This is a genomic window from Paractinoplanes brasiliensis (assembly GCF_004362215.1).
Lineage (GTDB): Bacteria > Actinomycetota > Actinomycetes > Mycobacteriales > Micromonosporaceae > Actinoplanes > Actinoplanes brasiliensis.
The window spans coordinates 2,174,536-2,186,511 of the sequence record NZ_SNWR01000001.1 but is presented as its reverse complement, the minus strand read 5'-3'; the positions used below and the strand labels follow the sequence as shown (position 1 = coordinate 2,186,511).

Annotated in this window: 11 protein-coding genes and 1 pseudogene; 11 read left to right on the top strand and 1 reads right to left on the bottom strand. The window is 66.1% G+C overall.

Annotation, left to right across the window (positions count from 1 at the left end):
• The first annotated feature begins 133 nt into the window (after window positions 1-133).
• The 10 genes from C8E87_RS09550 (at window position 134) to C8E87_RS09505 (ending at window position 11,106) form a co-directional block, all read left to right on the top strand.
• Complete coding sequence (locus C8E87_RS09550) at window positions 134-1,000, top strand: GPP34 family phosphoprotein (protein ID WP_239079990.1); 867 nt, start codon at window positions 134-136, stop codon at window positions 998-1,000.
• Between the two features lie 68 nt (window positions 1,001-1,068).
• Window positions 1,069-2,553 carry an APC family permease gene (locus C8E87_RS09545; protein WP_438866034.1) on the top strand — a complete coding sequence of 495 codons (1,485 nt, stop codon included), beginning with the start codon at window positions 1,069-1,071 and terminating at the stop codon, window positions 2,551-2,553.
• A gap of 18 nt (window positions 2,554-2,571) precedes the next feature.
• Entirely contained in the window at window positions 2,572-3,186 is a 615-nt protein-coding gene (locus tag C8E87_RS09540; RefSeq protein WP_133872742.1) for a GNAT family N-acetyltransferase, read from the top strand.
• Window positions 3,187-3,213: 27 nt separating this feature from the next.
• Window positions 3,214-4,068: a hypothetical protein gene (locus C8E87_RS09535; protein ID WP_133872741.1), complete on the top strand. Its 855-nt coding sequence runs from the start codon at window positions 3,214-3,216 to the stop codon at window positions 4,066-4,068.
• 194 nt (window positions 4,069-4,262) lie between these two features.
• Window positions 4,263-5,075, top strand: coding sequence for an SAM-dependent methyltransferase (locus C8E87_RS09530; protein WP_133872740.1), 813 nt, complete (start codon window positions 4,263-4,265; stop codon window positions 5,073-5,075).
• A gap of 292 nt (window positions 5,076-5,367) precedes the next feature.
• Window positions 5,368-5,919 (top strand): hypothetical protein, encoded by a 552-nt coding sequence (locus C8E87_RS09525; protein ID WP_133872739.1) that lies wholly within the window; start codon window positions 5,368-5,370, stop codon window positions 5,917-5,919.
• A gap of 1,569 nt (window positions 5,920-7,488) precedes the next feature.
• Complete coding sequence (locus C8E87_RS09520) at window positions 7,489-7,866, top strand: hypothetical protein (RefSeq protein WP_133872738.1); 378 nt, start codon at window positions 7,489-7,491, stop codon at window positions 7,864-7,866.
• A gap of 86 nt (window positions 7,867-7,952) precedes the next feature.
• On the top strand, window positions 7,953-9,311 hold the full coding sequence (locus C8E87_RS09515; RefSeq protein ID WP_133872737.1) for an FtsK/SpoIIIE domain-containing protein: 1,359 nt from the start codon (window positions 7,953-7,955) through the stop codon (window positions 9,309-9,311).
• Window positions 9,312-9,512: 201 nt separating this feature from the next.
• Complete coding sequence (locus C8E87_RS09510) at window positions 9,513-10,910, top strand: replication initiator (RefSeq protein WP_203720506.1); 1,398 nt, start codon at window positions 9,513-9,515, stop codon at window positions 10,908-10,910.
• Window positions 10,900-11,106 carry a helix-turn-helix domain-containing protein gene (locus tag C8E87_RS09505; protein WP_133872736.1) on the top strand — a complete coding sequence of 69 codons (207 nt, stop codon included), beginning with the start codon at window positions 10,900-10,902 and terminating at the stop codon, window positions 11,104-11,106. Before C8E87_RS09510 ends, C8E87_RS09505 begins: the two co-directional genes overlap by 11 nt.
• On the opposite strand, the gene C8E87_RS43565 is transcribed toward C8E87_RS09505, so the two are convergent.
• Window positions 11,092-11,304, bottom strand: coding sequence for a hypothetical protein (locus C8E87_RS43565; RefSeq protein WP_166660993.1), 213 nt, complete (start codon window positions 11,302-11,304; stop codon window positions 11,092-11,094). The two genes, C8E87_RS09505 and C8E87_RS43565, sit on opposite strands and share 15 nt — an antisense overlap.
• A 45-nt stretch (window positions 11,305-11,349) precedes the next feature.
• On the opposite strand from C8E87_RS43565, the pseudogene C8E87_RS45430 reads away from it, so the two are divergent.
• Window positions 11,350-11,904: pseudogene (locus tag C8E87_RS45430) on the top strand (tyrosine-type recombinase/integrase); the annotation flags it as partial.
• Window positions 11,905-11,976 lie beyond the last annotated feature (72 nt).

The window sequence follows — 11,976 nt, the reverse complement described above, 5'->3', positions numbered from 1 at the left end:
ACGTCGGCCGGATGACCTCTAGCCCGATGGTGGCCGTTGGCTGACAGCGGCTGACGACTGTCGGCTTTGTTCACCGGAGGCATCCAACCAGGCTGGTGATCGACAGGCGGTACGACCGCAGAGGCGCTCGGTGATGAAGCGCGAGCCGGAGGTAAGGCGGCGAGTCGACATGGGGTACCACAGAAGCCTTGCTGATGAGTTTTGGCTGGCGGCGCACGATGGCGTCAAAGGTCAGCCGCGGCTGGGCCCGTGGGCGTTGGGGGTAGGGCTGGCGACCGCGTTGCTCGCGGAACTGGTTTACGGCGGTCATCTGCAGCTATACGACGGTGAGCTCTTTCGTTCTGGGGCGGATGGCCCCGATGATCCGGCCCTGAGGTCGCTGCTAAGCAAAATGCAGTCGGAGGAGCAGAGCTGGGCTCCGCCCGACATGCCGGTCGATGTGCCTGTTCGTCCGCGCGAGGGATGGCAAGCGGCAGCCTCGTATGGCCGGCACGGCTACGCCAGGACACCGGAGCGCTCCGTCCGGACCTCGCCCTTGCGGGCTGCACCGGACGGTGCTCTGATGCCGCCGACTGAGGAGACCCGGCATCGGCGGCGCGGTCACCGGCATGAGGAGTGGCTGTCGTATCTGGCTTATCAGGGCCGGGGTGAGGCGCTCGTTGCTGACCGGCTTTCCCGGCTGGGGCTGGCCGTAGTGAGGCAGGAACGTCGCCTTTTGGGCGGGACGACGACATCGTTGGTTCCGCGCGACTCGGTGGTCTCTGGTACGCCCGCGAACAGGCTCAGTATTGCCGTGCAAAGCAGGGCGCGTCTGGGCCGGGACGAGCTGTTTCTTGCCGCGTTGATCTTGGCCACGGGCTTGCATCTTCACGCGTTCGCCACTCTGGATCCGGCTGATCGGTCGTATCTGTCGGACCTCCTCCGGCGCGACTTGGACGAGCCGAGCCGTGAATTGTTGCGCGCTGCGGACGCCGCTGTCGGTGAAGCCGCCATGCGCTAGCCCCTTCTCGCTTATCCCTTCCGTACGCGCACTTCTCACCCTTTGATCTTGGCTGGAGGAAGCCTTCGGTGTCCGCTTCACGTTCTCTCACTGCGCCGGGCAGCAGTGTGTCGCATGCTTTGGCGGCGAACCGCTTGGGCCCGTTCGCGATCGGTGCCGCGATAGCGTCGTCGGTGGCTCCGTTGACGGTGGTCACGCTGGTGGTCAGTACCGCGGTCGCGGTGACCGGGCTGCTCGGTTTCCCGATTGCCGTGATCACGGTCGCCGCGATTCTGTTGCTGTTCGTGGTCGGCTATCTGGCGATGGCCCGGCACATTCCGAACGCCGGCGCTTTCTACGCCTATGTCGCGCAGGGGCTGGGCCGACCGCTCGGGGTCGGTACGTCCTGGTTCGCGCTGGCCACCTACACGAGTTTCCTGATGTGCTGCTTCGGCGGGTTCGGTGCCCTGGTGCAGCCACTGGTCTCGGACTGGGTCGGCCTGGACGTTCCCTGGTGGATCCTCGCGCTGACCGTCTGGGTGCTGGTCGCTGTCCTGGGCGCGAACGAGGTCAGCCTGTCCGAGAAAGTCCTGGTCGTTCTGGTCGTCGCCGAAACAATCCTGGTGCTGGTCTACAGCCTGGCCATCATGCTCACCGCCGGGTTCACCTTCAACACCGGCGCGCTGTCGCTGGACAACTTATGGAGTCCCAGCGCGGGTGTGCTCGTAGTGATCGGGATGACCGCGTTCGCCGGGGTCGAGCAGTCGGTGGTCTATATCGAGGAGTCGAAGAACCCGAGGCGAACGATCCGGGTCGCCACCTACGCCACCGTACTGGTCATCGCCGCGGTGTATGTGTACGCGTCGCTGGTGCAAATCTCGGCCGGCGGGCCGAGCATCATCGAGCAAGCCACCAGCCAGGGCGGGGACCTGTTCTTCAACCAGGCCGCAGGCATCCTCGGCCACACTGCGGTCATCATCGGACGGCTGTTCCTGGGCACCGGACTGATCGCCGCGCTGATCGCCTTCCACAACGCGGCCACCCGCTACGGATTCGCGCTGGGCCGCGAAGGCGTTCTACCCCGCCTGTTCGGCCACACCACCCTCAAAGGCGCACCCCGCGTGGCGTCATTGGTGCTGAGCGCGGTCACCGCGGCCGTGCTGGTCGTGTACGCGGTGGCCGGGTGGGATCCGCTGGTCCAACTGTTCTACCTGGGGTCGACGACCGGCGGGTTCGCCGTCCTGCTGCTCTACACGTTGACCAGCATCGCCGTCATCGCGTTCTTCGCCAAAGACGCACGGGGCGAAGGCGTATGGCAACGACTGCTCGCCCCGCTGCTGTCCACCGGAATCCTGCTCCTTTTGGCCTTCCTGGCGGTCGACAACCTGCACCTGCTGTTCGGCGTCAACCCCGGCACCGGCCCCGCCCGCTGGGTGCCCATCGTCCTGCTGGCCATCCTCGTCGGCGGAACGGTGTGGGGGTTGATCCTCAAGCGCCTCCGGCCGGACGTCTACGCCGGCATCGGCCGCGGCACCCGCAGCTCCACCGCCTCCGGCCTGCAGACGATCCTCTGACGAGAAAGGCACCCTCCGGTGAACACTCCCGCCAGCATCATCCCCGCCCTGCGTGTCGCCGAAACCGACGACATCGATCTCGTGGCCGACATCGTCGCCGAGGCTTTCGAAGACCTCGACGTGATCCGCTTCCTTGTTCCGCAGCAAACGCGCCGGTGGTCGGTCTCCCGCGCCTGGTACCGGCTGTACATAGCCCATGCGATCGGCGGGGCCGGGCAGGTCGTCGTGACCGAGGACCACAGCGCGGCCGCGGTCTGGTTCGACCGCACCCGCCCGTTCACCGAACCCGACCAGTACTCCGAACAGCTGGTCAAGCTGGCCGGCGACGCGTTGCCCCGGTTCCGGCACCTCGACGCACAGATGGACGCCCACCACCCGACCGACCCGCACTGGCACCTGCTCTTTCTGGCCGTGCGCCCACCAAGGCAGAACCACGGGCTTGGCGCCCGCCTACTCGCCCACACCCACGCCCGGCTCGACGCCGACGGGATCCCGGCCTACCTGGAAGCCACCAGCCCACAAAACCAGCGCCTCTACCACCGTCACGGCTACACCGACATGACCCCGCCGACGATCGAGATCACCGACAGCATCCCCCTGTACCGCATGTGGCGACCCGCCGGCACCGACTGATCGTCACGTTCTGACCTGGGAGGGACCATGACCAGCTTCGGACTCGGCTCGACCTTGCACGGGCAGCAGTGTGTCTCTACCGCATGGGCAGGTGCGGATCCGAGCGAGCAAAGCTCACCGGGCGCAGGCATCCCCACACGGCCGTACGAGGCAGCCGTGGCGGCCGAGAGGAATCGCGGCGAACGCCGATACGCGGGTGCGGTGGCGTCCGGGCTTTTGAGTCCGGGACTGGCTCGGTTGTTTGGCCCCACCGAGTTGGATCGTTTGTACGGGATGGTGCTGGCATTCCCGCTGACCGCGTATCGAGTCTTAACGGCCGACCGGGTCCCGGACCCGGTCCTTCGCCACACGTTGCGGGCGGAGACAGCGATGCGGCTCGATCGGCCTCGGAAAGCGATGACGCTGGCCGGTACTGCCGTCGCCACGGCCGCCCGGCAGAAGGTGGAAGATCCGGCTCCGCTGCTGGCCGCCGCGACTGTGCTCGGCGATGCGGCGGTGGTCGCCGGTGCCCCGGACGCCGTCGATTCCTGCGCAGACCTGATCCGGCTCGCTCAAGGGTTCGGTGACCAGCCCCGGACGATCATCGGTGGCTTCTTGCACGCAGTGGCCGTGTACCAGCAACATAGCTGTCGCGACGCCGCGGGCATGCTCGACCGGATTTTCGGGCTGCAGCAGTCAGCGGCGTTGGCCGCGGCGCGGCGCACGTTCGAGGACTGTTGCGCCCGCCGTAACCAGACGCATCTGCCGGGCCGGCAGCGGCTGTTGGTCACCGCGGGCGGACTGATTCAGCCCGCTTTGACGCCAATGTTCACCATCGACCGGCTACTGCGCTGGCCGGGAATTCACACATGCAGCAGCTCCGCGGCAGGCGGCCGGCAATGACCGTCTCGACTGGGTCTCGTCTTATCTGGCATACCGGCCCGATCTTCTCCGTCGCTCCGTCGGGCCGGTTCCGCAGTGGCGTGCCAGCGTCGCCCCCAGCCTGGACGCTGGCACGCCACTGACCCCTGCTCTGTGCCCGAGACCACGCCGCGGGCTCCTGTTCTGGATATTTACACAATCTTGGAAGCAGACTCATGATGAGCGACCCGCGCGGCCTCGACCCCACATGGCCGGACCCGGCCCGGCGCTACAACGACTTGTTGGGCGGTAAGGACAACTTCGCCGCGGACCGGGCCTCCTCCGCGGAGATTGCGAAGCACTTCCCGGCGATCCGCGTTGCTGCCCGGGAGAATCGCAGCTTCCTGCTTCGCGCGGTGCGATATCTGGCGGCAGACAAAGGGATACGGCAATTTCTCGACATCGGCGCTGGGATGCCGATGAGCCCCGGGGTCCACGAAATCGCCCAACGGGTCGATCCGACCGCGAGGGTGTTGTACGTCGATCACAGTGAACTGGTCGCCGCTCACATCCGCGCCTTGGCGGTCAGCACCGAGGAAGGCAGATCTGCGTTCCTCCACGGCGACCTGCGTCAGCCCCAGCACATCCTGACCAGCCCACAGTTGGCCGACGCCCTCGACATGAGCCAGCCTGTCGCGCTGATCCTCGCTGCGATTCTGCATTTCTGCACCGACGAAGACGACCCGTACAGCGCCGTGCGAACCCTGATCGAGGCACTACCTCCGGGTAGCTACGTGATCTGCTCACACGCCACCTTCGACCCGGTCGACGAGCGGATCCGGGGCCGGCTGACCAAGCTGGTCGACTCGGCCAAACACGGCCCGTTCCAGGCCCGCACCCGCGACGAGATCGCCAAGTTCCTCGACGGTCTCGATCTCGAACCACCCGGACTGGTCTCCACGATCGCCTGGCACCCCGAGCTCGATCCAGCCGCCGACGGCCATGAACACGAAGCCATCAGCTACGCCGCCGTCGGCAGAGTTCCATGACCATCTCCCGGCGGAGGGAACAAGACAGTCTGCTGGGCTTTCTCGCCCTGCTAGTGAGGGCTGGCGGCAGGAGCAGAGTCGATGTCGAGTCAGTGCTGATCCTCGCTCTCGCTGCCGTCGAAGCGGCCTGGTGCGTCAGCGCAGCGCACTCAACCCGCAACCTAAGCCGGGACGGAGGCCGTCATTAACCCTCGACATCCGCAGCGCTGGCGTGATGGACCGCCGGGGCGTGGCCCGCCTGGCGGGCTAGACTGCCCAGCGACTCTGAACAGGCGAAACGATCGGAGCAGACATGCAGCTCGGCCAGGTCCTCGATGCCGTCCAGCGGTTGGTGGTCGCGAGCGAGCACCCTGACATCGTCAAGGTCGAGCGTTACGGTACGGCGACGGAGCCGTGGGGGCCGACGGTGGCGCGGTCTAGAACGACCACGATTGCCGGCTTGAAGGTGACCTTCACGTCGACTTCGACGGCGCTTCTCAACGGCCGGGTCGAGCCTGGTGTGATGGAGGTGGCGATGCCCGAGGTGATGCCGCTTCCGACGTTTCGTGCTCCGCGCTTCGTGACGTTCGTCGCGCAGCTTCTCGACGTCGCACGGCCAGCCCAGTTCTCGTCCTGGCGTCTGGTCGGTCAGCCGTCGGCCGACAAAGGCAGCCCGATTGCTGCGCTGCCGTATGGCATCTCTTTCGCGTGCGCCGACGGCACGACGATGCTGCTCCTGTGTCAGGCGACCGGTGCCATGGTGGGCGCCGAGCCGTCCGAGGAGCCGTTTCCTGACTACGTCATCCCCGAAGGAGTCAAGACATGCCTCCAGGAAGTCAGTGCTCTGCCTGCGGTGCACGGGTAGGGGTTCCGCCCGGTAGCTCCTGCCCGCCGCATCAGGCGGCCGGTGAGCGCAAGACCTGTCCCGGCTCGGGTCAGGCGACCTCGCCGATCTAGCTGGCGCACCGTGCAAGGTAGGCCCCGTCTGGTTCGCCGGACGGGGCCTTCGTGCTTTCAACACGCGATGACGACATTTCAAGCGCCGTGATGCGCAACCAAAGCGCAGTAAACGTCATCCCGCTGCCTTCCGGCGTCACGGAACATCGCTGTGTGTTCATGTAAATCCGGCTAATGTTAGTCGGACTTTCTTCGGTGACCTGAATGCGCCCGTGAGCTGGGATTTTAGGTTAGGGACCAGCGGAGACCACCGTTTATTGCTGGACGATCGTTGTCGTTCCGCGCGCTTGGCTCTAGCGTTGTTACATGATTCCATCGCGAGAAAGTCCGGCGGACGTGGGTCGGCTTCGGACGTGGCGTGCGCAACCGAGTTATTCGGTGGCAATCCGGCTTGCCGGTGCGGCAGCAATTCGAACGGCGACCCACCAGCTGCGGGCACCGTGAGATGGAGCCGCGACCCCTCGCTAATGTTACCGAAACGTGACACTGGATGTAGCCGTCTTTTTCAGCACGTTGCCATGTCGTTCTGGACTGGAGCGGACGGAACAAGACGGACCCGCCTTTTCTGGGATTCGCATGAATGCAGCTCTTTATCTACGCTTGCTGTATCGAGGTGCGTGGGGGGTTTGGAGTTCTCTTACAACTGCATAGGGCTGTACGGACGGATCGGCGCGGGAGCGGAGGCTCGCTCGGGTCCGTCGTGTGGGGTCGCGCCTGGTCGGGCTCGATCGTGATGCCGGTTGCTGGTGGCTGGCTCTGGCTGGTGGTGCCCGTGTCGGTGCGTTCCTTCTCCTTGGGGTGGGAGGGGGACCGGCCGTAGGCCGCATGCCCCCTCCCGACCCCTCCCTCTCCCTGCCTCACTCCTGCTGCTAGTCGGCTTCTTTCCCCTTCTCTTGATCCAGTAGGGAAAGTTGTACGCACACCGTCCTCAAGCACCCAACCTGCCAAAGGCCAGGCGTTTCAGCGGTGGCGGACCGCTGCGATCGGCTGTCCCGGGCCTGGTCGGCGTCCGTGTTCTCGGCTATGCGCGCTGCTATGCCGACCGCCGGTCGATCGACGATGCGGGAGCCTCGGCCGGCGGGTTTGCCGGGTGCTGTCAGACCCAGTTGGGCGGCGCTGTTGGGTTGCTGTCAGAGGCTGTTGGGTGGCGCTGTTGGGTCGGTGTCAGAGGCTGTTAGGCCGGTGTCAGACAGTGTCAGAGGTCGTTGGGTAGCTGTGCGACAGTCGATGCCCCATCATTAAGCGACGGGAATCCTGCCTCCGCATTTGTCATCGGTATCCGGTCCTCCGCGCGCTGCTTACCCTCACGGAATCCTCGGCTCCTCCTTGCCCGGCACCCGAAAGGAATTGCTCAATGATTACCCCTATGCCTTCAGCCAGGGCACCACCTCGGCGCGAAGAAAGAACTCGCCCTCGACGCAAATCCGCTTTCCCATTTTGTTGGCGCATCCAGCGCCATTTCTCAAGGAGTTTTTCTGTGAACAGCAACATCCCTGTCGACTTGACTCGACTTACCGGTTTGATGTGCGTTTCGGCTCCGGAGCGCAAGACGAATCTCGATGGTGATCCTCGCAAGGATCGCGAAGGTAATCAGCTCTGGGTGACCGGTCTTTCAGTGCGGCGGAACGGCACCCGCAAGGCGTCGGTGATCGACGTGCAGACAGCGGCCGAACCGGTCGGGGTGACGGAAGGAACGCTGGTCGCCTTGACTGAGCCGGAAGTGTCGCTGTGGGAAATCGAGGGCCGCCATGGTCTCTCGTGGCGTGCCGCGTCCATCTATGCGGCCACCGCCCGTGCCTCTGGCGACACTCCCGCCGTGACGTCGTCCGGTCGTACGAAGCAGGCGAACACATGAGCGTGCTCGCGCCGGGAAGTCCGGCCCCCTCGCCTGCATCGCCGCCTTCGGAACCATCGATTCCGGCCCCGTTCAGTGGATGGGGCATGACCTGGGAGCGGCTCGCCGCGCTCGGTGACGCCCTGGTCCGGGTCGGTATCGCCCTCGGCTGCCTGTTCGTGCTGTGGCTGCTGCTCGGTGCCTATCTGAGCCGCCGTCGTCCGGTGGCCTACTGGTACGGCTATGGGTTCTGGTTTCTGCTGTGGCGGATGCGCCGTACCTGGTCACGGCTGACGTTGAACGCTGACCTGACCGCCAGCGAGAGACCGAACACGGGGGTCTTCGGCTCGCTGGTGGTCAAAGGCCGGCCATTGCGTCCAGCGGTGCCGCTGCTGATCAAGATCCGGCCTCGCCGGTTCGGTGCAACCGCTGTGGTGGCCCTGCAGCCGGGACAGGTTCCGCAACCGTTCATCGACGCGGCCGACGCCATGGCCCACACCTGGGGCGTTCACGCCGTCCGGGCGGCAGCATCCCGGCGGGGGCGGGTGGACTTGACGATCTTGCGGGCCGACCCGCTCGGTGACAGCAGCATGCGCGACCTCCGGTCGACGTCGCCGGGGGCGGCCGTGCCGGTGGCCGTTCCCGAGGATCTATGCGCGGAGATCGGCAACCGTGAAGACGGTCAGAGCTGGGTCCTCGACCTGATCGCGCTGCCGCACTGGCTGATCACCGGAGCAACCCAGTCCGGCAAGTCCACGCTGATCAACGCGGCCGTCGCTCAATGGGCGGCCCGGCCGATCGCGCTGGTCGGTATCGACTGCAAAGGCGGCATGGAACTCGCCTCGCTCGCTCCCCGTCTCTCAGCGCTGGCCTACGACCGTGCCCAAGCCGCTGACCTGCTCGGGCACCTGGTCACCGAGGCCGAACGGCGCATGGCCCTGTGCCGCGAACACCGCGCCCGCAACATCTGGCAACTACCCGAGCACCTGCGGCCGGCGCCGGTCATCGTCATCGTCGACGAACTGGCAGAGCTCTACCTGATCGCCTCACGCGAACAAAAGGACGCCGCCCTGCGGGCCACGACGAACCTGCTGCGCCTGGGCCAGCTCGGCGCGGCTCTCGGTATCCACCTCATCCTTGCCGGGCAACGCGTCGGCACCGATCTCGGCCCCGGCATCTCCGCCCTACGGGCACAGCTCGGCGGGCGGATCTGTCTCAAGGTCCACGACCCCGAAACCGCCAAAATGACCCTCGGTGACCTCCACCCCGATGCCGTCGACGCCGCCCAGCTGATCGGCCCGGCCGACAAAGGCGTCGCCATCACCACCGCTGACCACTTCGGCTGGGTCCGCGCCCGGTCAGTCAAGTTCACCGACGACGACCTGGACCAGGCCGTGCACGCCACCCGTCACCTCACCCCACGAATCCCCGGGCTCACACCTCCCGCCGACCCTCCGGTCGCCTGAACCGATCACCCCCCGGTCCGACCCCGGACTCCTCTATCCCCTGACAAGAAAGGACTCACATGACCAACGACCGTTCCCTGACCCTTCGCACCCGCCGAACGCGGTCACCGCTATCCGCCTGCATCACGGTGACCGTCCCGGCGGCCCCACCCCTTAGCCACCGGCCTGTCTCACCAGGCCGCACACCCCGAGGACTCGCTGATGTACTCACCCCGCGACGGGCTGTCCTTCACCGACCACGAACTTTTGACCACCGCCACGCATCCCGACTTCCGCGCGTGGCTCACCCGCATCCGCCACATCGGCGGCTGCCAACACCCGATCCACCTCATCGGCCACACCCTGACCATTGACGCCGCCAGCGGCCAGCTCCTTTCCGAGCTGACCTCCGACAGCCAACCCCACGGCCGGCTCACCATCGCCTGCGGCAACCGCCGTGTCTCACGCTGCGAACCCTGCGCCCGACTGCACCAAGGCGACACCTACCACCTGATCGCGGCCGGGCTCGCCGGTGGCAAACAGGTCCCCGACACCGTCCGCACGCATCCCCGCGTGTTCGTCACCTTCACCGCCCCCAGCTTCGGCCCGGTCCACCGCCACACCCCCGGCGGCCCATGCCGACCCCGCCCCGGCAATCCTCGGTGCCCTCACGGCCGCGCCCTGGCCTGCCCTGACCACCATCCGCCGGACGACCCGATCACCGGATCACCGCTGTGCCCGGACTGCTACGACTACCCGGCCGCGGTGCTGTTCAACGCCCACACCCGCGACCTATGGCAGCGCCTGCACCGCAACCTCTACGAACACCTCGCCACCACACGCGGCGTCTCCCGCACCGCCATACGTAGAACCGTCCGCGTCTCCTACGCCAAAGTCGCCGAATGGCAACGACGCGGCACCATCCACTTCCACGCCGTCATGCGCTTCGACGGCCCCGACGGCCCTGCCGATCTTCCACCCGCCTGGGCATCCACCGGCCTGCTGATCAACACCATCCGAGCCGCCACCAGCCGCGTCGCCTACCCCGTACGCGGAACCGATGTGGTGCTGCGCTTCGGCACCCAGCTCGACATCCGCCCGATCACCCCCGGCCGCACCGGAGACGACCTCACCGAACAGGCCGTGGCCGGCTACATCGCCAAATACGTCAGCAAACCCGAAGTCACCGGCGTCACCGTCAACCAGCCCATCCACGACCTGGCCACCATCGCCGTCCTACCCGTCACCGACCACGCCCGCACCCTCATCCGCACCTGCTGGACGCTCGCCACCCAACCCGAACACCGCGAGATCAAGCTACGACGCTGGGCACACCAACTCGGATACCGAGGCCACACCGCCACCAAAAGCCGCCGCTACTCCACCACCTACACCGCCCTACGCGCCGCCCGCGCCGACTACCGCGACACAGACACCAACCCACCGGCATCGGACGGCGACCTGATCACCGAAAAGCAGTGGCGCTACTCCCACGCCGGGCACACCCTCGGCCAAGCCATGTACGCCGACGGCATCGCAGACGACCTCCACGCCACCCGCCAAGCCGCACACGCCGCCCGTGCCGACACCAACGACACCGGGGCCGCTGATGAGCACTGACCGAACCTGGACCGTGCAAGCCGTCCGCAACCTCGGACTCACCACCGACATCGAAACCGCCGGATCGATCCTCGGCATCGGCCGCAGCAAGGCATATGCCCTCGCCAAATCAGGCGAGTTCCCTGTCCGGGTTGTCCGCGTCGGGCGTAGCTACATCGTGCCCGTGGCGGCTCTGCTCGAACTACTCGGCGTCTAGCGAAGCACCCCATGCCGGGTGGTGCCGGCCAGACAGCACGTCGTCAACCAGCAGGGCCACGATGCCTGCCGTCGTGAGGTCGGGACGCAACCTGTTCAGCTTCTCGACCTCACCGACGGACAGCCTGATCTTGACCTGCTGGTCCCGCTTCTCGCTATCGCCTGGAAGCGGCGGCAGGCCCTGTGCGGCCTCGACCACCCGCCGTCGTCTCGTCACATTCACCGTCCAATTAGCACACCAGAAGTGGTACCTTATTGGTACCACTTCTCTCCCCGGAGGTACATCTTGAGAGGGTCAGTATCCCGGCGATGCGCATGCCGTGATCCCCGGACCGGTAAGCAACTCGGCAAGGCTTGCCCAAAACTCACCCAGCGCCGTCACGGCACCTGGGCCATTCGACAGGAAGTGCCGTCCAGCGCCGAGGGCACGCGACGCACCTTCCGCAGGTCCGGCTACCAGTCAGTCACGGAAGGGCAAAATGACCTCGACCGGGTCAGGGCGCTGCTGGCGATTCCCGATGTTGATGACGTTCTTGGCAAGCAACGACTTGGTGATCTGCTAGAGCGCATCGCCTCGACTCGTGAACCGCTGCCCACGGTCGAGGAAGTCCGCAGGAAGTTCCGGGGCGGTCAATCTTTGACGACGCGTCTGACGGTCGGCGAATGGCTGGATACGTGGATCGCTGGGCGCAAGATCCGGCCGAACACGATCGCGCGGTACTCGTTGGACATTCGGCTTCATCTCAAGCCGCGTATCGGACACATCCGGCTCGATCGTCTCCGCGTTGCCGACCTCAGCGAGATGTTCAACGCCATTGTTGAGCGCAACATGGAGATTGAAGAAAATAACGCTCTTCGGCGGGCCGCAGCC